A 23,135-nucleotide genomic window follows, 5' to 3' on the forward strand; every position below is an offset into this window, starting at 1 on the left:
GATTTGAGCTTTTCACAAGTCAAAAATCAAATTAAGAAGGGATTTTTTTAAATGCAAAGCATACTTATAACCGGTGGCGCTGGATTTATAGGCAGTAATTTTGTAAAGTATATCCTTCAAAATTATCCCGATGTCAGGGTTGTAAACCTTGACAAACTCACATACGCTGGGAATCTGGAAAATTTGAGAGATGTTGAAGATAACCCGAATTATCATTTTGTCAGGGGTGATATTTGCAATCAAGAGCTTGTTGAGTATGTAGTTCAAAAATTTGAGGTTGATACAATCGTGAATTTTGCAGCAGAATCGCATGTTGATAGAAGCATCCTTGGACCTGAAATTTTTATCAAGACAAATGTTTTAGGGACGCAGGTTCTTCTTGAAGTTGTGAAAAAATTTGGTGTTAAGAAATTTATTCAAATTTCAACTGATGAAGTTTATGGCTCGCTTGGACCTACGGGTAAATTTACCGAAGATATGCCACTTTCACCAAATTCACCTTATGCAGCAAGTAAAGCAAGCGCTGACCTTCTGTGCAGAGCTTATTACAAAACATTTGGTGTTCCAGTGATCATAACAAGATGCTCAAATAACTTTGGACCTTATCAATTTCCCGAGAAACTTATTCCACTTATGATTATAAATGCATTGAACGATAAACCTTTGCCAGTTTATGGCGATGGGAGAAATGTTCGGGACTGGATTTATGTCATTGATCATTGTAGAGCTATTGATTTTGTAATTCAAAAGGGAAAAGTTGGCGAAATTTACAACATCGGGGCAAGCAATGAATGGCAGAACATTGACATTGTTAAATTGATTTTGAAAAAGCTTGGGAAACCTGAATCTTTGATCAAATTTGTCAAAGATAGACCCGGGCACGATAGAAGGTATGCGATGGACTGGAGTAAGATAAAGCGAGAGCTTGGATGGGAGCCAGTTTATAGTTTTGAAGACGCGATCACTGAAACAATCAACTGGTATATTCAGAATGAAAGCTGGTGGCAAAGGGTGATTTCAGGTGAGTATCAGAATTATTACCAGCTCTGGTATGGCGAGAGATTGAAAAATTAAATCATCTGTGTGAGTGTGGATTTAAAAGAGAAGATAATCAAGAGGAAAGCAAGAATAGGTGTTGTCGGGGTCGGATATGTTGGACTTCCACTTGCAGTTGAGTATGCTTCAAAAGGTTTTACGACTGTTGGAATTGATATTGACAAAATGAAAGTGGAAAAGTTAAACAAGGGGGAAAGTTATATTCTTGATGTTGATTCAGAAAGATTGAAAAAACTTGTCCGTAGCGGAAAACTTTCCGCTGTTGATAATTATTCCTGCATTGATACGCTTGATGTGATTTTCATATGTGTTCCGACGCCGTTTAAAGAAAATAAAGAACCGGACATTTCGCACATTTTAAACTCTGCCGAAGAGATTTCAAAAAAGTTAAAGCAGGGACAACTTATAATTTTAAAAAGCACGACATTTCCGACGACAACTGAAAAATATGTCTTACCGGTTCTTGAAAAAAGCGGTTTGAAAGTTGGAAAAGATTTTTTCCTTGCGTTTTCTCCTGAAAGAATTGATCCGGGGAATAAAAAATGGACTCTTGTGAATACCCCAGTAATCGTTGGTGGAGTTACACAGAAATGCACCGAGCTTGCAGAACTTGTTATAAAACAGGTTTCAAAAAATGTCCATTGTGTTTCTTCACCGCGAGTTGCGGAGATGGCCAAATTGCTTGAAAACATTTTCAGAAGTGTTAATATCGCTCTTGTGAATGAACTTGCACAATTGTGCGATAGAATGGCTCAAAAGGGGAATGGCGAGATTGATATATGGGAAGTGATTGAAGCTGCTTCAACGAAGCCATTTGGTTTTATGCCGTTTTATCCAGGTCCTGGAATTGGCGGACATTGTATACTCGTTGATCCGTATTATCTTTCGTGGCTTGCGCGTGCATATGATTTTCACACAAATTTCATTGAACTTGCAGCTGAGACAAATGAATCAATGCCGTTTTATGTTGCGAATTTGATCTTGAAGGAGTTAAGCAAAATTCCCAAAACATTGAAAGATGCGAAAATACTTTTTCTTGGCGTTGCTTTTAAGAAAAATGTTGATGATACGCGTCTTTCACCGGCTTTGAAAATTATGGAGATACTTTTAAATGAGGGTGCGAAAAATTTATTTTATAACGACCCGTTTGTTCCAGAAGTTGAAGTAAATGGATTTGAATTCAAATCAATTGAACTTAGCAAAGAAACATTGCGTGATTTTGACATCATTGTGATAACGACAGATCATAGCGTTTATGATTTTGAATTTATTGTGGGAAATTCAAAAGTTATAATTGACACAAGAAACGCAACTGGCAAAGTTAAAAATTGCAATGCGAAAATAGTTAAACTTGGTGCTGGTGTGAAAAATTTAAATGAAAACAAATTCTAAATCGTCATGCGAAAGTTTATCTTTGTGATTTTTCTTCTGAACATTAATTTTCTTTTCTCTCAAATTCCCGAGTTAAAACCGGAGGCAACTTCAAAACTTGGGATAAAGTTTGATGACCTGACGAAACAATTTCAAACATTGCAATATCCAGTTCTTGACCCGAACATTTTCTCACTTGAAAAGCCGATTGATCCCGAAACTTACATTGTTGGACCTGGGGATATTTTAAGTGTTAATATATGGACTTCGCCTCCATTGAGTTTTACAATTCAGGTCACGCTTGAAGGAACTGTTATAATTCCGACGGTTGGCGAAGTTCCCGTTGCAGGGCGGACGCTATCAGAAGCGAAGAAAAGCATAATTCAAAAAGTTAAATCAAAATACATCGCAAGCGAGATAACAACCACATTGATAGCACCGCGTTCTTTTAATGTAACTGTTACAGGCTATGTTTTAAACGAGGGCAAGTATAAAGTTCGCTCAATAGATAGAGTTTCAAATGCTGTTATACTTGCTTTTATGCCAGTTGATTCACTGCAAATGCTGAGACGTTCAACTGCAATTGATAGTGTTAACCTAAGAAAAATTACGCTCAAAAGGAGCGGAGATCAAATCAATGTTGATTTAAGAAAATACTTTGCAACGGGTGATGATAAATATAATCCTTATCTTCTTGAAGGTGATTGGATAATTGTCCAAAGGCGCGATCCGAATTCATTTATTGCAATTTATGGCGCTGTGAATAAGCCCGGGGTTTATGAGTTTGTTGAAGGTGATAAATTATCTGACATAGTTAAAATTGCAGGTGGAACAATTGAAAGCGCAGATTTGGAAAATGTTCAAATTTTGCGACTTGATGAAGAAGGAAAGTTGCGTGAGAAAATAAATGTAAATTTGAAAAAAATTTTAAACGAAGAAGCCCCGGATGTTAATCTTGAAGTTGGAGATAGAATTTTTATCCCCGAGAAAAGGACATTAAAACAAAATTATAAAGTTACAATTCTTGGCGAGGTATCAAATCCAGGAACTTATCCAATTTCAAGAAATGGAACAAGGTTAAGCGAGATTTTAAACGATGCTAAACCGACGAGATATTCAGACTTAAAAAATGCTATTGTGATTAAAGAAGCAGTTAACAGTCCTGTTGCTGAGAAAGTTGACTCTTTATTTCCGTTGTTGTTTTTGAAAAATTTTGGTTTTCCGGGCTCTGATTCAATTTACTTCGTTTATGAAGTTAATGCCATCAAAGATTTGAAATTTAGGTCTATTGACCTTTCCAAAGTTGTTTCGGGCGAGGAAGATTATGAATTGCAGGATGGTGATTTAATTTACATTCCCCCAAAGTATGACCTTGTTTATGTTTTCGGACAGGTTAATAATCCCGGGTTTGTGCCTTATGAGGAAGGCAAAAGTTATAGGGATTATATTTTGAAAGCTGGTGGATTTTCGCAACTTGCAAGAAAAGGTGATGTCAAAATCATAAAGCGAAAAACTTACATTTGGTATGATGCGGATAAGACAAAGATTGAGCCGGGAGATTTTATTTTCGTTCCGAAAAAAATTGTGCGTGAGCCAATTTATTACTGGAATCTTGCGAAGGATATAATTTTAACGGTCGGTGCAATTGCTTCAACAGTTGCGACAGTAATTTTGATTTATAACCAAATCAAAACGAAATGAATAGATTTTTGGAATAGATGAAACAGCAATACAGAGCCGAACTTCTTCTGCTTTTAATCACATTTATCTGGGGCGGGACATTCAGCATAGTTAAAACTGCGCTTGAAAATGCCTCGCCTTTAATTTTTTCTCGGGATAAGATTTGGAATTTCAACGATTTTGTATTTTTTCTTTTTTCCTTATTCAGTTAAGGATTTTGATCGTCAAACTTTGAAGCATGGTTTTGTGATTGCTTTTTTTCTCTTTGCTGGATTTGCTTTTCAGACAGTTGGATTGAAATATACCACCGCTTCAAAGTCCGGTTTTATAACAGGTATGCTTGTCATCTTTACTCCACTTGCGCAAGTGTTAATTGAGAAGAAACCACCGAAACCGGGCAATTTAGTCGGCATTGTGCTTGTGACATTTGGGCTTTTGCTTCTTACATCAAAAGAGAGTTCAATTGAAAATTTTGTTTATTCGCTCGGGCGTGATTTTACGATAGGAGATTTTCTGACGCTTCTGTGTGCGATTATGTTTGCTCTTTACATTGTTTATCTTGACATTTATTCAAGACAACATCAAACAAGCAAACTTGTCTTTATTCAGCTTGCGGTTACATCAATTTTTTCGTTTTTGATTTCGCCAATTTTTGACGATGTGAAATTAAAATTTGATCTTCAACTTGGGATCGCTCTTTTATACACTTCCATTCTTGCGACGATATTTGCAACTTACATTCAGACCGAGTATCAGAAATTCACGACCCCGACGAGGGCAGCAATAATTTTCACAATGGAGCCAGTTTTTGCGGGGATTATAGCCAGGATATTTTTAGGTGAAAAATTTGCTCCGCTTGCGGTTCTGGGGTCAGCTTTGATGGTTTCAGGACTTTTGATTTCGGAGCTTTCGGATGTGATCTTTGGGAATGGGAAATTTTTCAGAAATTTTTTGAGAAGAAATTAAGTTTTATTTTAAGAAATGAAACCGAAAACAAAATTTTTTAAATAGATGCGAAATCCAAAGGACATAACCGTTGTAGTTGCAATGAGCGGTGGAGTTGATTCGTCGGTTGCTGCTGCAATTTTAAAAGAGCAAGGATACAATTTGATAGGGATAACGATTAAAACATATAACTACGAGGACATTGGAGTTCAAAACGAACATAGTTGTTGTTCTCTTGAAGGAATTAACGACGCAAGGATGGTTGCGACAAAACTTGGCTTTCCACATTATGTGGTTGATTTGACAAAGGAATTTCATCGTGAAGTCATAGATTACTTCATTAAAGATTATCTTGCTGGTAGAACTCCAAATCCGTGTGTTATCTGCAATAGGAAGATAAAGTGGGAAGCGTTGATAAAGAAGGCGCTTTCATTGGGAGCTGATTACATAGCGACGGGACATTATGCGAGAATTAAGTTTGATGAAACGAAAGGAAGGTATATCCTAATGCGTGGGGTTGATTCAAGCAAGGATCAGTCATACGCTCTCTGGGGATTAACGCAGGAAAGTTTGAGCCGGACAATTTTTCCGCTTGGTGAACTTACAAAGCAGGAGGTTAGAGAACTTGCGAGAAAATATGGCTTGAAGATTGCAAACAAGCCAGAAAGTTTTGAGATTTGTTTTGTTCCGGATAATGATTATACGAAGTTTCTTGAGAAAAATGTTGATGGTCTTGCTGAAAAAGTCAAGGGTGGTGATATTGTTATGGATGGGAAAGTCATAGGCAAGCATCGTGGTTATCCATTTTATACCATTGGACAGCGTAAGGGACTTGGTGTTGCTCTTGGTTATCCGGTTTATGTCATAGGAATTGATCCTGTGGCAAATGTTGTTGAAGTTGGCACTGAAGATAAACTTTATCATAATGCTTTAATTGCTGGAAATGTTAATTTGATTTCGGTTGATAAAATTGAAGATGGGATGAAGGTTCTTGCAAAGATAAGATATTCAGACGAAGGGACATTGGCAATGCTCAAAAATTACGGAGATGATAAAATTCTCGTTGAGTTTGAGAAGCCAAAGCGTGCAATTACACCGGGACAGTCGGTTGTGTTCTATGATGGCGATGTTGTCGTCGGAGGCGGTATAATTGAGAAGGCAATTGATGTTTAATATCTATCAAGTTTGAATTTTTCCCCAAGATATAACTTTCTTGCTTCGGGGTCGTTTGCTAAAAATTCCGCTGTTCCTTCTTTTAAAATTTGTCCTTCAAATAGAAGATATGCTCTGTCTGTGATTGAAAGCGTTTCGTGGACATTGTGGTCGGTGATCAAAACACCAATGTTTCTGTTTTTTAGATTTGCAACTATGTTCATTAAATCTTCAACAGCGATCGGATCAATTCCAGCAAATGGTTCATCAAGCAAAATAAATTTCGGATCTGTTGCAAGCGCACGTGCTATCTCTGTCCTTCTTCTTTCTCCACCGCTTAACATATAACCTTTGCTTTTCCTTATGTGAGCGATTCCGAAATCTTCAAGCAATTTTTCAAGTTTCTCTTTTCTTTGTTCTGGTGTTAAATCCATAACTTGCAAAACTGCCATTATATTTTCTTCAACTGTTAACTTTCTGAATATGCTTGCTTCCTGCGGTAGATAACTTATCCCCAATCTTGCTCTTTTATACATTGGCATTCGTGTTATTTCAATGTCGTCAATGAAAACTTTTCCAGCGTTTGGCTTTATCATTCCGACGATCATATAAAAAGTTGTTGTTTTCCCTGCGCCGTTTGGTCCAAGAAGTCCAACAACTTCGCCTTGTTTTACTTCTATGCTGACATTTCTTACAACATATCTTTTTTTGTATCTTTTGTAAAGTGATTCTGCTCTTAAAACGCTGTTGTTTGATGTTTTACCCGCATCTTCTCTTTTTTCATTTGACCCAAACGATTTCAAGTTTAGCATTTTTCTCTGGTTTTCTTTTGATGTAGTTAAATCCTTCAAGATTAAAGTTTGATTCTTTCCCTTGGACAAGTTCTTCGGGGTAATAAACTCCTTCAATCCCGCCTATGATTTTTATCCTGTGCATTTTTCCGTCTTTGAACTTAATCCAGACGCTGTCGCCACTCACATAATTTACGCCGTTTGGTTTTCTTTCGTTTGTTTCATCGGTTTCAAAAATATAATACAAACTCATTGCGTTTTTTTCAACATAAACTTCGTCAATTTTGTTTTCTTTAAATTTAATTCGCATCGTTTTTCCTTTCAATTGATTGAATCTTTCTGGGTAAGATGAATCTGCGGGGTCAATTGCAAACGCCGAGCCATAGACATAAACTTCGTCAATTCTTCTATCTTTCAACTTAACAACTATTGAATCGCCCGAGATTTGGCTGTTTTCATACCATACAACTGGATTTCTCCACAGGATTATCAGTTCTTTTTTATCGTAGTAGAAAACATCACCGCAAACTGCGGAAAGATTTCCACGCACGATTATAACGCTATCAGTTGCTGAAAACATGCTTATGTTTGTATCACGAAATGCCTCCATAAACTTGCCGATCACGATCAAAGTGTCAATTTCTCCACTTGATGAAGTATCAATTTGAACAAGTTTCGGGTTATTTTTTATAACGCTGTATTTTGTGCTATCGTAGTTTTCAAAATATCCGCCGTAGATTGTGATGTTGTTTTCAAGATTTGTGATTGCTACATTGCCAACCGCAATTGATTTTTTCTCTGTGCGATAATAAAAGAGTTGTTCTGCGGTTATGATCGTTGTTGAGTCAACAAGTTTAACATTTGATTTGAAGTTTGCGATTTTTTTCTGTGCGTCGTAGTTTCCGTAGTTTGCTTCAAGCGTTGTTCTTCCATCTGTGAGTTTAACATTGCCTTCGCATAATGCAATTTTTTTATCCCCAAGATAAACTCCCTGATTTGCTTCAAGGATCAGTGTATCCTGTTTTACCTTCAAATTTCCGTATGCTTCAATTCTATTTTCATCAACATACTGGATTGCTCTATCACACCAGACATAGATATTTTCGTGTTTTAGATGGACATTCCCGATGAGTTCTCTTACAGTTTTTGAGTCAAATTTTTTGCCGACTAAACTATCAGCGTGGATTAGTTCAACGAGTTTCTTTTGCTGTGAAAAAAGTTGAAGCGTTGCAAACAGACAAACAGCGATGTATTTAAGACATCTCAAGGCGATGAAAAATTTTGCTTTTTGTTTTTATAATTTGGTCAAAATTTTCTCAAATAGCAAAAAGAATCTTGCTTTGTTGGGGGTGATGAAGATGGAATAAACGGACTGGGTTATTTGTCTTATAAAGTGAAGATGAAAAATAAAATTCAAGCGACGACCATGCAAAGGTTGAGAAAATTTTACCAATTGGTTTTGCTTTTCGTCGTTTTCATTCTTTCATTTACCTTTTTCACAGAAAGACAGGCAAAGTCAAGTGCAAAAGTAAGTTATGAAGTTAAAATTCCACTTGGCATTCCGAAAGATTTGTGGGAAATTTTTGTCCCGCCAGATAATCCGATAACCCCTGAAAAAGTTGAACTCGGGAGGAAATTGTATTTTGACAAGCGACTTTCGGTTGATAACACAGTTTCCTGCGCAACCTGTCATGATCCGAAATTTGCTTTCACAGATGGGAAGAAAGTAAGTGAAGGTGTGAGGGGTCAAAAGGGGGCAAGAAATGCTCCGACGGTTTTGAATGCTATGTTTTTTGAGCAACAATTCTGGGATGGTAGAGCCCCAACGCTTGAGGAACAGGCGAAACAACCGATAATCAATCCAGTTGAAATGGGGATGCCAGATCATGATGCGGTTGTTAAGAAATTAAAAGGAATTCCAGAGTATGTGGATGCGTTTAAAAAAGTTTTCGGTGGTGAGATAACAATTGACAGAGTTGCACAGGCGATCGCCGCTTTTGAGAGAACTCTTTTGACTGGAAATTCACCGTTTGACAGATTTATTGCTGGTGATCAAAATGCAATAAGTGAATCAGCAAAGCGTGGGTGGCAACTTTTCCAAGGTAAAGCAAGATGTATAACCTGCCACGAATTTAACCGTTCAAATCCTTTCTTCACGGACAACAAATATCACAACATTGGCGTTGCGATGAATAAAGAGGGATTTGCTGAACTTGCCAGAAAAGCCGAGCAACTTGCCAAGCAGGGACAACTTGATAAGAGAAAACTTGACGAACTTGCGCTTGATCCAGCATATTCAGAGCTTGGGAGATTTCTCGTGACATTTAACCCCAAAGATATTGGTGCTTTTAAAACCCCAACTTTGAGAAATGTTGAACTTACAGCTCCATACATGCACGATGGTAGCGAAGCAACTCTTCTTGATGTAATTAAATTTTATAATCGTGGTGGAAATGAAAATCCAAATCTTTCTGGCGAGATGAGACCGCTGAACTTGACAGATGAAGAGATGAACGATCTTGTGGAATTTTTGAAGACGCTTACAGGTGAATTTCCAAAAGATTTTCCAGAAAACAAATAACAAACAAAAGGAGGTGCAATCATTATGCCGAAAATGCCAAGCGAGAGAAAAGAAGAGCAGTATTTGAAGGAAAGAGAGGAATTTTTCAAGATGTTGCCGAAGTTGAACCGAAGGCAATTTCTTAAAGTTGCGATGGCATCTGCTGCGGTTGCGCTTGCAAAAAATCAGTTCCCACCGCATTCCTTCCAAATTGTTGAAGCAGTTGAAGCAAAACAGGGCGGTGGAACGGAGGTCAAATTTAGATTTGCTTATATTTCGGACACGCATCTTTATGAGCGAAAATTGAACGAAAGATTTGTGAGAGCAGCTTTAAAAGCAGTTCAAGATGTAAATGCCCTTGACCCACAGCCAGATTTTGTTCTCTTCGGTGGGGATCTTGCACAACTTGGTCAACCAGAGGAGTTAAAGCTTGGAAAGGAAATTTTAAGCGAACTCAAACCGAAACTTTATATGATGGTTGGAGAACACGATTGGTATCTTGATCTTGGAGAAAAATGGATTGAGCTTTTCGGTCAACCGTATTATTCATTTGATCATAAGGGAGTGCATTTTATTGTGTTAAATTCTGTGCTTGTTGATGATTACTGGACTGAGTCAAAGATGACGCCGATGGAAAGAATGAAGTTTATGGCTCAACTTGACAATCCGAAAGGAAGACCGTTTACGGTTGGAAGAGGTTATGGTGATGTTGGTAAAAAGCAATTTGAATGGTTAAAACAGGATTTAGCGAAAGTTTCAAAGGATACACCGATAGTTGTGTTTTCGCATTCACCACTTTACAAGTATTACAAGCCGTGGAACTTCTGGACAGATGATGCCGAAGAGGTTCAAGCATTGCTTAGACCATTTAAGAATGTCACCGTTATCCACGGTCATACGCATCAACCAGTTTTCAACAAGATCGGAAACATAAACTTTTATGGGATGCTTTCAACCGCCTGGCCTTGGCCATATGCTCCAACGGGACTTCCAAAACTGACAATTAAAATGAACAGGGCAGATCCATTTGATCAATTTGATGGTTGCGGTGATGGAACTGTTGAGGTTCTCGCAAATGGAAAAGCAAATAAAATTTATAACCTTTGGAGCAGAGAACCGATGAAAGTCACCGCAAGATATCTTGAATCAGGTGGAAAGGAGGAAGTTCCACCAGTTCCAGCTGATCCATCGTTTTAAAAATAAAATTTTAAGGAGGAATTTGTTATGCTGAAAAAATTTTTCACCCTGTTTCTTCTTGTTGTGGTTGCAATTTTCTTGACTGGCGAAAATGATTTAACCGCAATTGAAGGTGGCAAAGATGGGAAAAAATCAGATAAGAAGGTAATAACTGCGTGTGATGGTAAAACACAGGTCGTTTTAAATGATGTAAGCAAAAATGAAGTTATGCCAAAAGAAAAAGCGCAAGAAGTAGCAAGTATGCTTCTTGCTACTTATCAACAGCAGAAGAAATATCAATCAACCAAATTCACACGCAGAGATTCATTGATATGGGAAAGGGAACTTAAAGCTATGATTGAGGAAGGTTACAAATGGTTTCATGATCCATCGCTTGGGACAAATGGAATTTCCTGTGATATGTGCCATCCCGATGCAACTGATACACATCCTGAGACATACCCGAAGTTTCAGATTCAGCTTAAAAAAGTTGCTTTGCTTCGTGATATGATCAATTGGTGCATTGAGAATCCTATGGAAGGCAAACCGTTGAAAGAGGATGACCCACGTTTGAAGGCAATGGAGGCGTATATAATTTGGGCTCGTGCAAATCAAGACCCACGACCGCAGGCTAAAACACTCAACCCCGGGAAGAGATAATCCCCGCAAAGCCCCGGCTTTAAGCCGGGGCTTTTTTATTTCCTGTCCAATAATCTCATTCATTTGAAGAATATTAGCCAGCAAGATTTCCCACTCCCATTTTAAATTTCAAATTTGACGAAAAATTCAAATGGCACGGGCTTTGATTTTATTTTTCTTTGAAAGTTAAATAAAATCGGCTTGAAAATGGCAGACAAAGTTCAACTTCAGCAGCAACAGGTTCAGCAAAGTCAAAACGAAACTTCGCATAAGGGAAGTAAAAGGACGATCTTTTTCGTTGCTATTCCTATTGTGCTACTTCAAATAATTATCGCTTATCTTCTCGTTCTTGATTTAAACTCAAAAAGTAATGCAGGGCAAACAGAATCAAATGTCAAAAAAGAAAACACGCAGAAAGAACAAATCCAAGAAAGAAAAGTTGCGGATGATTATAAAATCACTGAGTCAGAATATGCAATCTCACATCCGGAGTTTCTCTTTGTTGTTAAGGATTTAATCGTCAATCCAGCTGGGACTGGGGGATTAAGGTATCTTTTAACAAGCGTTGGAATAGAAGTCACGAATGAAAAAGCATTTGCAGAGATTCAAAGTAAGGAAGTCATTGTAAATGATATTTTGATAAATGTTTTATCAAGCAAGACACTTGAAGAATTAAGCGATGTGACGAAGCGAAAAGACCTGAGGCGTGAAATAGCTAAAAAAATTGATGAGATATTAACACAGGGAAGAGTTCAAAATGTTTATTTCAGCAAATTTATAATTCAATAGGTTGAACTATTATGCCTGAAATTTTATCGCAGCAGGAAATAGACAGTTTGCTTGCTGGTTTAAGCGCAGGCAAATCTCCTGGCGAAGTGATTTCAAAGCAGGAAGAGAAAGAAATTGTCCCTTATGAATTCAGGCGACCGAGCAGAGTTTCAAAAAATCAAATCAGAACAATTCAAACAATCCATCAAAATTTTGCAGAAGCCCTTGGATATTATCTTACGAGCCGACTTCAAACTCCAGTTACAATTCAAGTTGAGAATATTGATCAACTTTTTTACTCCGAATATATACTCTCAATTGAAAAGCCAAGCGTTATATTCACGCTTGACGCCGGAGATGGACGAGGTGAGATAATTTTTGAAGTTGGACTTGAACTTTCATTTGTCTTGATTGAAAGATTGCTTGGTGGTGGGGATTTGAATGGTTCGGGAAATAAAAAATTTTCAAGGGCTTTGACACAAATTGAGCAAAGTTTAATCCGTGGCATAGTTGAACGTTCAACTTCCGAACTTGAAAAAGCATGGAGCATAATTGATAATTTCAAATTCAAAATCACAAAATACGAGAGTGATCCCGACATAGTTCAAGTTGCTCCATCAAGCGAAATTGTCCTTGTCATATCTTTTATCGTATCACTTGCTGATAAGAATTACAGAATGAGCATATGTTATCCTGTTTTCGTGATTGAAGATTCGCTTGCAAAGATGACGCTTCAAAAATTTATGGGCATAAGAAAACACACAGCAGAAGAATATTCAAAATACATCGCTGAAAAGATCAAAACCACAAGAATACCTATAAGCGTTGAACTCGGGCAAAGCGAAATTTCAATTTCTGATCTCATAAATTTGAGCCCGGGTGATATAATTTTGCTTGACACAAGGATTGATTCAGAGGTTAAAATTTTTATCGCAGGGAAATTGAAACTTTACGGAAAACCCGGAGTTTATGGAGGGAAAAAAGCTGTTAAAATAACAAGAATTGCAAACAATGAAGAGGTCTAACTATGGAGAAGGAGCAAGAAATTAAAAACGCAGAATTTCAAAATTTTGAGAATCTGCCACAACAAGAAACATCAAAAGAAAAAATTATAAATAACAAACTTGAACTCCTCCTTGATGTGACATTGCCTGTTTCAATTGAACTTGGTAGAACAACGATGGTCATAAAGGATATACTTGAACTTGATCGTGGTTCTGTGATTGAACTTGATAAACTTGCAAGTGAGCCAGTTGATGTGATCGTCAATGGCAAAAAAATTGCAGAAGGTGAGGTCGTCGTGATTGATAAACATTTTGGGATTAGAATTACGAATCTTGTTGCAGTTGAAGAGAGAATAAAAAATGTGAAGAAGTGAAATGAGTTGGGTGATCGTCAAGACATTTTTATCCTTTGCTTTGATACTTTTTCTTATGGCTGTTTTGTTTTACGCTCTGAAAAAATTTTATCCAAATTTTTCAGGTTCTTCCCAACAAGGTCTTATTATGCGAATTTATGGAAAATTGCAGATTCAACCGAGAAAATCAATTTACATTGTCAGAGTGTTAAACAAAGTTCTGGTTCTTGGAGTAAGTGAAAATTCAATCAGCGTTTTATCCGAGTTGAATGAGCCAGAAATGATCAGGGTTCTTGACGAGATTTATTCTTCTGGTGTGAAGAAGAATGGAAAATTTATTATTTCAAAAAAGGGAGGTGCTGTTTAAATGCGTGTCTTTTTCTGGTTTCTTATCTTTTTGTTTCTTGTTTCTGGGTTAAATGCACAAACGAAATCAAGTGAGCAAATTTCATTTCCAATCCCAAAGATAACGGTTGAGGTTGGGAAAGCGGATAAATCTGGCGATGTTGCGGTGACTTTACAGATTTTGTTTTTGATGACAATTCTTTCGCTTGCCCCTGCAATAATTATATTGACGACATCTTTCACAAGGATAATTGTTGTTTTTCATTTTTTGAAGCAAGCGTTGGGAGTTCAACAAATGCCACCAAGTCAGGTTCTTGTGGGGCTTGCTTTGTTTCTTACATTTTTTATAATGGCTCCCGTGTGGGAAAAAATTAACAACGATGCGATACAACCATATCTTAAAAATGAAATCACGCAGGCACAAGCTTATGAAAAAGCTGTAAAACCAATTCGTGAATTTATGTTTAAACAGGTTCGTGAAGATGACCTCGCTCTTTTTGTTTCAATGGCAAATCTGCCTAAACCAAATAACAGAGATGAAATCCCAACATATGTTCTTATCCCAGCATTTGCAATAAGTGAGTTGAAAATTGCTTTTCAAATTGGTTTTTTGATTTACATTCCATTTTTGATGATTGATCTAATCGTTGCAAGTGTGCTTATGTCAATGGGAATGATTATGCTTCCGCCAGTTATGATTTCATTGCCATTTAAAATTTTGCTTTTCATTTTGATTGATGGTTGGCATCTTGTTGTGCAATCTTTGATTCAAAGTTTTCGCTGATGTCAAATTAAAAAGTAATTTAAAATGACAGAACAATTTATAATTCATCTTGCGAGAGAGACATTTTTCACTGCTTTTCTCGTTTCAGCGCCCGTTTTAATCGCATCTGCAATAGTCGGACTGATAATTTCAATTTTTCAATCTGCAACATCAATAAATGAGATGACCTTGAGCTTTGTCCCAAAACTTATCGTCATAGCTGTTGTCCTTGTGATTGCTCTTCCGTGGATAATTGATGTAATGATAAGTTTCACAAAAGAATTATTCAATCAAATTCCAAACATCGCAAGGTAAATTATGGAGTTTTATTTTTCAACATTTTACGCTTTTGTTTTGATTTTCGTCAGAGTTTTGAGTTTGCTCTCAAGCGCACCATTTTTCGGACATTCATCAGTGCCGTTTCAATTGAGATTCTGGTTGAGCATTTTTTTGAGTTACATTTTTCTTCTCATCGTTGATTCTGTAAATTTGAATTTGTCTGTTGAAATTCTTGGTTTCATAATTCTTGTCGTGAAGGAAGTTATGGTTGGGTTGATAATTGGGTTTTCAAGTTGGGGAATTTTTTACGCTGTTCAATTTGCTGGGCATTTGATAGGTTTTGATATTGGTTTTTCAACTTCAACCGCCTTTGACCCTGAACATTCAGAGCCAATGCCGACATTGAGTCAATTTAAAAATTACTTTGCACTTGTGATTTTTCTTATGTTGAACGGACATCATTTTTTGATTCAAGTTTTGAAGTCAAGTTTTGAGATAATTCCAGTGTCAAGTTTTTCTGTTAGTTTTGGACTTGTGAATTGGGGGACGAAGTTGATCACTTTCGTCTTTATCTCTGCTGTTAAGATAAGTGCGCCAATTCTTATTGCTTTGTTTTTGACCGATATAACTATTGGAATTTTGTCAAGGGCATTTCCGCAGATGAACATCTTTATGTTTGCTTTTTCTGTCAAAATCATCATTGGTTTTCTTGCGATGATGATAACGATGCCGTTTTTTGTCTTTGTCTTCAAAAAACTTCTTTTCTCTTTTGAAAACAATTTGATTGATCTTTTAAAATTAATCAGTGCTTGAAATGGCGGAGGAATTTCAAGAGCGAACTGAACAAGCGACGCCAAAACGAAGAGAAGACGCAAGGAAAAAAGGTAAAGTCGCAAAAAGTTATGAGTTAAGTTCAGCAATTGTTCTGTTAACTTCTTTAATTGTTTTCTATTTCGGCGGAAATTATGCATACGAGAAAATCGCAAACTTTACAAAATATGTGCTTTCAAATTCTTATGCGATTGAAATTTCAAGGGATAAAATTTCAAATTATGCTGGGAGCGTTTTCGCATTTTGGGGGCTTAACTTTCTTCCGTTTATAATTTTTCTTATGCTTGTCGGAGTTGGTGCAAGTGTGGCGCAAACGGGCTATGTTTTTACACTTGAATCGTTGAAATTTGATTTTGAAAAGTTAAACCCCGCAAGCGGGATAAAGAAAATTTTGTTTTCAAGAAGAAGTTTATTTGAACTTGCGAAGGGATTTTTCAAAATTGGCGCACTCGGTTTAACCGCTTACATTGTTTTGAAAGGGCTCGTTGATGATGTGTTAATTCTTATTGATTCAGACATTGCAGATGTTGCTGGATTTATCGCAAGGTCAGGGTTTTCGCTTATGCTTAAAACAGGGCTGGTTTATCTTTTAATTTCAACTTTTGATTTTGCATTTCAAAAGTGGGAATACGAAAGGGAGTTGAGAATGACAAGGCAGGAAATAAAAGAAGAGATGAAGGAACTTGAAGGTGATCCGCTTATCAAATCAAGAATCAGAAGAAGACAAAGAGAGATTGTGCGGATGAGAATGATGCAAAAAGTTCCAAAGGCGGATGTAGTCATAACAAACCCGACGCATATTGCGGTTGCATTGAAATATGAAGCAGAAAAAATGAATGCTCCAAAGGTCGTCGCAAAAGGAGTTAATTTGATTGCAGAAAAGATAAAAGAGATTGCAAAGGCAAACGGAGTCCCGATTGTTGAAGATAAACCACTTGCACAAGCACTTTATAAAATGGTTGACATTGATGAAGAAATTCCACCGCAACTTTATAAAGCGGTTGCGAAAGTTCTCGCTTATGTTTTCAGTTTGAAAAAGAAAGATAGAAAAGTTTAATGAAAAATCTTGCAAGAAATACGGATGTTTTGCTTGCCGTTGCGGTTATATCAATTCTTGTCTTTATGATTTTGCCATTGCCACCTTTTTTGCTTGATATTTTAATTGCATTTAACATCACCTTTTCAATCGTCGTGCTTTTGATCTCAATGTATATCACAAGTCCACTTGAACTTTCTGTATTTCCGGGGCTTTTACTTATCCTTACGCTTTTCAGATTGAGTTTGAATGTCGCTTCGACGAGATTAATCCTTGCAGATGGATATGCTGGAAAGATAATTTTTGCTTTTGGTTCTTTTGTCGTAAAGGGAAATTATGTTGTTGGTTTTGTCGTGTTTTTAATTCTTGTTGTAATTCAATTTGTCGTGATAACGAAAGGTGCAGGTAGAATTGCGGAAGTTGCTGCAAGATTTACGCTTGATGCAATGCCCGGGAAACAGATGAGCATTGATGCGGATTTAAACGCAGGGCTTATAACCGAGGACGAGGCAAGACGAAGAAGAGAGCTAATTCAAAGGGAAGCGGAGTTTTACGGGGCTATGGATGGCGCAAGTAAATTCGTTCGTGGCGATGCAATCGCTGGATTGATAATAACTGTTGTGAATATAATCGGCGGTTTGATAATTGGTGTATTACAGCGTGGTATGAGCTTTTCCGAAGCACTTCAAAATTACACTCTTCTCACGATTGGAGATGGGCTCGTTTCACAAATTCCAGCTTTGATAATTTCGGTTTCCGCTGGAATGGTCGTGACAAGGAGTGCTTCTGGAAATCAGTTTGATGTTGAGATAAAAGGACAAATTTTTCAAAGACCTAAAGCATTGTTAATTGCTTCTGGAGTTCTTGCATTTTTTGCAATTGTTCCGGGTTTGCCAATGCTTCCGTTTCTTGTTTTATCTGTTATAAGTGGTGTTGCAGGTTATTTTGGGACGAAGGCTGAAAAAGAAAAAACACAACCTGTTGAAGCAAAGCCAAAGCAAGTTCCACAACAAGAGGAAAAAGTTGAAAAGTTGATCCAAGTTGATCCAATTGAAGTTGAAATTGGTTATGGCTTAATTCCACTTGCGGATGAAGAACAGGGAGGGACTTTATTTAAGCGAATCATCGGCGTAAGAAAACAGCTTGCGCTTGAACTTGGCTTAATTGTTCCGCCGATAAGAGTAAGGGATAACATTTATCTTGAGCCGAATGAGTATGTCATAAAGATTCGTGGAAATAAAGTTGCAAGTGGTGAAGTAAAACCGGGTTATTATCTTGCGATGAATCCCGGGACAGCAATTGATGAAATTCGTGATGCGATAAAAGTTAAAGAACCAGTTTATGGATTTGATGCTTATTGGATTCCTTCACATAGGAAAGAAGAGGCTGAGGTTATGGGATATACTGTTGTTGAGCCGGTTTCTGTTATCGTAACTCATTTAATGGAAGTTTTGAGGAAGAATGCTGGAAGAATTTTGAGCAGGCAAGATACGAAGACATTAATTGAAAATCTTCGTGAAGATTATCCAGCTCTTGTTGAGGAGATAACATCTGATGTCCTTCCCATAGGAACAATTCAAAAAGTTTTGCAAAATCTTTTAAACGAAGGAATCCCGATCCGTGATATGGTTACAATTCTTGAAGCGTTGCTTGATTATTCAAGGGTTACGAAAAATGTTGATGTTTTGACCGAATATGTGAGGCATTCTCTTTCTGAAACGATCGCACGGCTTTATCAGGACGAAAGCGGTGTGATCCACGCAATTCAACTTGATCCAAGAGTAGAAGAGATTATAACTCAATCTTTACAACAGACGAGCTCTCAATCCACACCGACGCTTGGTCTTCCACCAGAGGTGATTCGTGCGATTAATTTGAGTTTGGATGAAAACATAAAAAAAGCTAAAAGTTTGGGTTATCAGCCTGTTGTCATATGTTCAGCAACGGTTCGGCTTTATTTTTATCGTTTAATTCATTCAACATTTCCGGATGTAAGCGTGATCTCATACACGGAACTTCCAACAGATGTTGATATAGAAATCATCGGTCGTGTAAAAATTAACAACAATGTTTAATGCCAAACTCACACCTTGCTTTTCTTCTCTATTTCGTATGACCAGTGCTCCAACCCCAACAAATCAAGAGCGACTTCGCTTGATAAAGAGATTTTGTGAAGTTAAATTTAAGATAAAAATTGAGTTTTAAATGAAACCCTCAAAAGTAATGTGCAATCTTCTTGCTCTGTTGATTGCAAGCGCAATTTCAATTTCTCAAACTAAAATCAACGGCTTTTTCCAGTATTCTTATCTCGTTGAATTTAAAAATGTAAGAAAAGAGACATTTATTCCGGGGACAATCAATTTGAGATTTAGCAGTTCGCTCGCCAAACAAATCAGATTAGAGCTTCAGGTCGGGCTTAAAGAGATGGATTTTAACAAATTTTTAAAAGATTATTTTATTGAGATTTTTGATCCGATCCCGGGGTTAAAAGGATTAGAAATCAAAGCAGGTCAGTTTAAGTATTACTGGTCAATTGAGAGGAAAGAATCTTCAAGCGATCGGAGGACAGTTTATCGTTCTCAGGTAGTTTCTGCTCTTGTTGCGGATAGAGACCGTGGAGTTGAAGTTTCTTATACCGGTTTGGAAAATTTTCGCTTCGCTCTTGGCGTGTGGAATGGTGAGGTCGTTTATAAAAATGCAGGGACAGTTTTTGAGACAATTGATTACACAAGAAACATGGACGACTCCGACACGAAGAAAGATTTAACTGCATTTGCAAGTTATGATCTTAAAATTTCAAGTGGAAATGAATTAACAATCAACGCTGGCTATTTAAATGGCTCAAATGGGAGGATGGGGATAGCGAAAAAGATAAGATACGGATTTGGTTTTGACGGTCATTTTGTAAATAAAAATTTACATTTTAGAGGCGAGTTTATAGGTGGAAAGGATGATAACATCAAAAAGTTGGGATATTATCTTCAACTCAGTTACAAAATTTTTGACTATTTTGAGCCAGTTCTGAAATATGATCTCTGGGATAGCAACATTAATTTGGCTGGAGAAAGTAAATGGTTGACATTTGGAGTTTATTCCAAAGTGATGGAGTATTTGGTTTTTAGATTTAACTATGTCAGAAAAATTGAGGAAGTAGTTGATATTAAAAATGACGAGATTGTGTTTATGATTCAGGTGAAATTTTGATTTGATTTTGCAACAAAAGAAAAACTTTAGATGGAAAGTTTTTTCATTGAGCCGAAAAATGTAAAGAAGAATCGGGCATTTGTAAATGGTGAGGAATTCCATCACCTTGTCAGGGTATTGCGTAAAAAAGTGGGTGAATTAATTTATCTTTTTGATGGAACTGGAAAAATTTACACGGCGAGGATTACGAAGATAACAAAAGATAATGCGGAGTGCGAGATAATTGAGGAAAATTTTATGAGAGGCGAGTTAAATGTTGAAATTGCGGTTGGGCAGGCGCTTTTGAAAAATCCAGAGAGATTTGAGTTCGCACTTGAAAAATTGACCGAAATTGGAGTTAGGCAAATAATTCCAGTTCTCACGGAAAGAGTTATTGTTTCAAAAAATCCAAAAGATATTTCACCAAATAAAATAGAGAGGTGGCGAAAGATAATTCTTTCGGCGTGCAAACAATCAAATCGTGCGTTTATACCCGAACTTTTTGAGCCAGTTGTGTTTGAAGAGTTTATTTCGTTGGAAAAATACGAGAAAAAAATTATTTTTCACGAAAGCGAAGTTAAATCTTTAAACAGAGTTCTTTTGTATGATTATCTGAAAAATTTGAAAAATGTTGGCTCAATTCTTCTTGCAATTGGTCCAGAAGGTGGCTTTACAGATGAAGAGATTGAAAAAGCAGTTGAATCAGGCTTTGATGTTGTCTCGCTTGGTTGCAGAAGATTACGCTCTGAAACATCAAGCATTGTTTCCGCAGGAGTTATATCCCAGTTTTTCATTTCGGAAACAAAAAATTTATAAGTTTGGAGAAGATAAGAGCAAATAATTTAAAGAAGTATTTTCGCACTGGAAACAGGATTATAAAGGCGGTTGATGGAGTTGATATTGAAATAAATGAGCGTGAAATTTGCGCTTTAGTCGGTGAATCGGGAAGTGGGAAATCAACGCTTGGGAAATTGATTTTGAGAATAATTGAACCTGATGAAGGTGAGATATTTTTCAATGGAATTGATATAACTAAACTTGACAAATCTAATTTGAGGGCTATGCGAAAGAAAATGCAAATGATTTTTCAAGATCCATTTACGACATTTAATCCGATTTACAAAATCGGGAATCAAATTTTTGAAGCGATCAAATTTCATAAAGTTGTTGAAGATAATCTTGTTGAGGATTATGTTGTTCAACTTATGAGGGTTGTTGCTCTTCATCCTGATACACTTAAAAAATATCCATCGCAATTGAGCGGGGGACAACTCCAGCGTTGTGCAATTGTAAGGGCAATTTCTTTACAGCCAGAGTTTTTAATTTGTGATGAAATTGTTTCTTCGCTTGATGTATCAGTTCAGGTTCAGATAATTGAACTTTTAAAGGTTTTGAAAGAGGAGTTTAAATTGACTGTTTTATTTATTACGCACGACATCGGAGTTGCGAGAAGAATCGCAAACAGGGCTTTCGTTATGTATTCTGGAAAAATAGTTGAAAAAGGTGCGATTGAAAAGATATTTTATGAACCGAGCCACGAATATACAAAAAAATTGCTCGGTTCGGTTTTGAGCATAAAAACATAGGTGAGAGATGCAATGAAGTTAAAATCAGTAAACCCAGCAACGCTTGAGGTTTTGGCTGAAATTGACACAACGCCTGTTGAAGAAGTTTTTGAAATTTCAAAAAAGGCACAAGAAGTTTTCAGAAAATGGTCAGCGACGACAATTGACGAGAGATTGAAACTTTTGAAAGATGCAAGAGATATTCTTTACAGAGAAAAAGATGAAATTGCAAAGTTGATAACGCTTGAAAATGGAAAGCCAATCCTTGAATCATATTCAATGGAGATTTTCCCAACGCTTGATCTTTTTGAGTTTCACATTAAAAATGCGAGGAAAATTTTAAAGCCGAGAAAAGTTCGCTCTCAAATTCCATTGTTCTGGTTAAAACGAAACTATATTCATTTTGAACCACTTGGAGTTGTTGCGGTTATTTCACCGTGGAATTATCCCTTGCTTCTTCCAATTGCTCCGATAATTTCTGCTCTTGTTGCGGGCAATTGCGTGATTTTCAAACCATCGGAATATACAAGTTTGATTGGGTTGAAAATTTATGAAATTTTCAAAGAAGCAGGTTTTCCAGATGGAGTTTTTAACATTGTGGTTGGTTTCGGCGATGTAGGGGAAGCGCTTGTTAATTCGCACATTGATAAAATTTCGTTTACCGGAAGCACAAAGACGGGCAGAATAATAATGCAAAATGCTGGTAAAAAGCCAATACCTGTGACGCTTGAACTTGGTGGAAAAGATCCGATGATTGTTTTTGATGATGTTGATATTGATCTTGTGTCAAGTTCTGCGGTCTGGGGTGCTTTTGCAAACGCTGGACAAACATGCGTCTCGGTTGAAATTTGCTATGTTCAGGAGAAAATTTTTGATGACTTCGTTGAAAAAGTTGTTGAAAAAACAAAGAATCTTAAAATTGGCAACGGACTTGACCCAGATGTTGAAATTGGTCCTATAAATAACGAAAGACAATTGATGATAATTGAAAAGCAAATTGAAGATGCAATCTCAAAAGGAGCAAAAATTTTAACAGGTGGGAAAAGAATTTATCCGAAAGATAAAAACGGAAATGAATTAAAAGGTTATTTCTTTGAGCCAACGGTGATAACAGATGTTGATAACTCAATGCTTCTTATGAGGGAGGAAACATTCGGACCTGTTCTTCCAATTGTTAAGTTTAAAGATGAGGATGAAGTTATTGAAATGGCTAATTCAAGTGAATATGGACTTTCAGCAAGCGTATGGACGAAAGACAAAAAGAGAGCAAAGAGAATAGTTGAAAAGATAAAATCAGGTTCTGTTCTTGTAAATGAGTGTGTTGTTCATTACGGTGATGCGAAAGCACCGTGTGGCGGTGTTAAGTCAAGCGGTTTCGGCAGAGTTCATTCTGAATTTGGAATTTATGATATGGTAAATGTTAAGTTTGAAAGTTTTGACTTTGTTTCGCCTTATCGGCTGTGGTGGTTCGGGTATGATGAAAAACTTCTTGTGACGATAAAAGATGCAATTTCTTTCCTTTATTCACCATCCCTGTTTCAAAGGTTAAAATCATCCCTTTTTCTTGTCCCAAATTTATTTAGGAAAGAGAAAAGCAAAATTTAAACTCGCATATCTTTTGAATTATCAAAAACAAAC

At 36.8% G+C, this 23,135-nt stretch carries 24 protein-coding genes; 22 read left to right on the forward strand and 2 right to left on the reverse strand.

What is annotated here, in order from left to right:
- Positions 1–51 precede the first annotated feature (51 nt).
- Genes rfbB through mnmA form a run of 6 tightly spaced genes read left to right on the forward strand, consistent with a single transcriptional unit; the run spans position 52 to position 6,225 of the window.
- Positions 52–1,074 (forward strand): dTDP-glucose 4,6-dehydratase, encoded by a 1,023-nt coding sequence (gene rfbB / locus AWW83_RS03590; protein ID WP_092348628.1) that lies wholly within the window; start codon positions 52–54, stop codon positions 1,072–1,074.
- Positions 1,075–1,089: 15 nt separating this feature from the next.
- Positions 1,090–2,448, forward strand: a complete 1,359-nt coding sequence (locus AWW83_RS03595) for a nucleotide sugar dehydrogenase (protein WP_420021878.1) — start codon at positions 1,090–1,092, stop codon at positions 2,446–2,448.
- A gap of 6 nt (positions 2,449–2,454) precedes the next feature.
- Positions 2,455–4,128: an SLBB domain-containing protein gene (locus AWW83_RS03600; protein ID WP_092348634.1), complete on the forward strand. Its 1,674-nt coding sequence runs from the start codon at positions 2,455–2,457 to the stop codon at positions 4,126–4,128.
- A gap of 17 nt (positions 4,129–4,145) precedes the next feature.
- Entirely contained in the window at positions 4,146–4,319 is a 174-nt protein-coding gene (locus tag AWW83_RS09950) for a hypothetical protein (protein WP_200753990.1), read from the forward strand.
- Complete coding sequence (locus AWW83_RS03605; RefSeq protein ID WP_092348638.1) at positions 4,288–5,073, forward strand: DMT family transporter; 786 nt, start codon at positions 4,288–4,290, stop codon at positions 5,071–5,073. Before AWW83_RS09950 ends, AWW83_RS03605 begins: the two co-directional genes overlap by 32 nt.
- A gap of 45 nt (positions 5,074–5,118) precedes the next feature.
- A complete protein-coding gene (gene mnmA, locus AWW83_RS03610; protein ID WP_092348641.1) occupies positions 5,119–6,225 on the forward strand; it encodes a tRNA 2-thiouridine(34) synthase MnmA in 1,107 nt (368 codons plus the stop codon).
- Here mnmA and lptB read toward each other — a convergent pair.
- Entirely contained in the window at positions 6,222–7,016 is a 795-nt protein-coding gene (gene lptB / locus AWW83_RS03615) for an LPS export ABC transporter ATP-binding protein (protein ID WP_092348644.1), read from the reverse strand. The two genes, mnmA and lptB, sit on opposite strands and share 4 nt — an antisense overlap.
- Entirely contained in the window at positions 6,985–8,262 is a 1,278-nt protein-coding gene (locus tag AWW83_RS03620; protein ID WP_159421098.1) for an OstA-like protein, read from the reverse strand. The genes lptB and AWW83_RS03620 overlap by 32 nt, the downstream gene beginning before the upstream one ends.
- A 132-nt stretch (positions 8,263–8,394) precedes the next feature.
- Between AWW83_RS03620 and AWW83_RS03625 the strand changes: the two genes are divergently transcribed.
- The 16 genes from AWW83_RS03625 to AWW83_RS03700 all read left to right on the forward strand — a co-directional run bounded on the left by AWW83_RS03625 (position 8,395) and on the right by AWW83_RS03700 (position 23,102).
- Entirely contained in the window at positions 8,395–9,576 is a 1,182-nt protein-coding gene (locus AWW83_RS03625) for a cytochrome-c peroxidase (protein ID WP_234697236.1), read from the forward strand.
- Positions 9,577–9,600: 24 nt separating this feature from the next.
- A complete protein-coding gene (locus AWW83_RS03630; RefSeq protein ID WP_320409421.1) occupies positions 9,601–10,752 on the forward strand; it encodes a metallophosphoesterase family protein in 1,152 nt (383 codons plus the stop codon).
- 27 nt (positions 10,753–10,779) lie between these two features.
- Positions 10,780–11,391: a c-type cytochrome gene (locus AWW83_RS09955; protein ID WP_200753989.1), complete on the forward strand. Its 612-nt coding sequence runs from the start codon at positions 10,780–10,782 to the stop codon at positions 11,389–11,391.
- Positions 11,392–11,577: 186 nt separating this feature from the next.
- On the forward strand, positions 11,578–12,159 hold the full coding sequence (locus AWW83_RS03640) for a flagellar basal body-associated FliL family protein (RefSeq protein ID WP_092348653.1): 582 nt from the start codon (positions 11,578–11,580) through the stop codon (positions 12,157–12,159).
- Between the two features lie 11 nt (positions 12,160–12,170).
- Complete coding sequence (gene fliM / locus AWW83_RS03645; RefSeq protein WP_092348655.1) at positions 12,171–13,163, forward strand: flagellar motor switch protein FliM; 993 nt, start codon at positions 12,171–12,173, stop codon at positions 13,161–13,163.
- Between the two features lie 2 nt (positions 13,164–13,165).
- Positions 13,166–13,516, forward strand: a complete 351-nt coding sequence (gene fliN / locus AWW83_RS03650; protein ID WP_092348658.1) for a flagellar motor switch protein FliN — start codon at positions 13,166–13,168, stop codon at positions 13,514–13,516.
- 1 nt (position 13,517) lies between these two features.
- A complete protein-coding gene (gene fliO / locus AWW83_RS03655; protein WP_092348661.1) occupies positions 13,518–13,862 on the forward strand; it encodes a flagellar biosynthetic protein FliO in 345 nt (114 codons plus the stop codon).
- A complete protein-coding gene (gene fliP / locus AWW83_RS03660) occupies positions 13,863–14,624 on the forward strand; it encodes a flagellar type III secretion system pore protein FliP (RefSeq protein WP_092348664.1) in 762 nt (253 codons plus the stop codon).
- A 24-nt stretch (positions 14,625–14,648) separates the two neighbouring features.
- A complete protein-coding gene (gene fliQ / locus AWW83_RS03665; protein ID WP_092348667.1) occupies positions 14,649–14,918 on the forward strand; it encodes a flagellar biosynthesis protein FliQ in 270 nt (89 codons plus the stop codon).
- 3 nt (positions 14,919–14,921) lie between these two features.
- Complete coding sequence (fliR, locus tag AWW83_RS03670; protein ID WP_092348669.1) at positions 14,922–15,695, forward strand: flagellar biosynthetic protein FliR; 774 nt, start codon at positions 14,922–14,924, stop codon at positions 15,693–15,695.
- 1 nt (position 15,696) lies between these two features.
- Positions 15,697–16,770, forward strand: coding sequence for a flagellar biosynthesis protein FlhB (gene flhB / locus AWW83_RS03675; protein ID WP_092348672.1), 1,074 nt, complete (start codon positions 15,697–15,699; stop codon positions 16,768–16,770).
- Entirely contained in the window at positions 16,770–18,824 is a 2,055-nt protein-coding gene (gene flhA / locus AWW83_RS03680) for a flagellar biosynthesis protein FlhA (RefSeq protein ID WP_092348675.1), read from the forward strand. The genes flhB and flhA overlap by 1 nt, the downstream gene beginning before the upstream one ends.
- A gap of 130 nt (positions 18,825–18,954) precedes the next feature.
- Positions 18,955–19,953, forward strand: a complete 999-nt coding sequence (locus tag AWW83_RS03685) for a hypothetical protein (protein ID WP_092348678.1) — start codon at positions 18,955–18,957, stop codon at positions 19,951–19,953.
- Between the two features lie 30 nt (positions 19,954–19,983).
- Positions 19,984–20,748 (forward strand): RsmE family RNA methyltransferase, encoded by a 765-nt coding sequence (locus AWW83_RS03690; protein WP_092348681.1) that lies wholly within the window; start codon positions 19,984–19,986, stop codon positions 20,746–20,748.
- A gap of 2 nt (positions 20,749–20,750) precedes the next feature.
- On the forward strand, positions 20,751–21,518 hold the full coding sequence (locus tag AWW83_RS03695) for an ABC transporter ATP-binding protein (RefSeq protein WP_159421099.1): 768 nt from the start codon (positions 20,751–20,753) through the stop codon (positions 21,516–21,518).
- Between the two features lie 12 nt (positions 21,519–21,530).
- Positions 21,531–23,102 carry an aldehyde dehydrogenase family protein gene (locus AWW83_RS03700; protein ID WP_143713880.1) on the forward strand — a complete coding sequence of 524 codons (1,572 nt, stop codon included), beginning with the start codon at positions 21,531–21,533 and terminating at the stop codon, positions 23,100–23,102.
- Positions 23,103–23,135: the final 33 nt, after the last annotated feature.

Source organism: Candidatus Chryseopegocella kryptomonas, assembly GCF_001536065.1.
In the GTDB taxonomy this organism is placed as follows: domain Bacteria; phylum Bacteroidota; class Ignavibacteria; order Kryptoniales; family Kryptoniaceae; genus Kryptonium; species Kryptonium kryptomonas.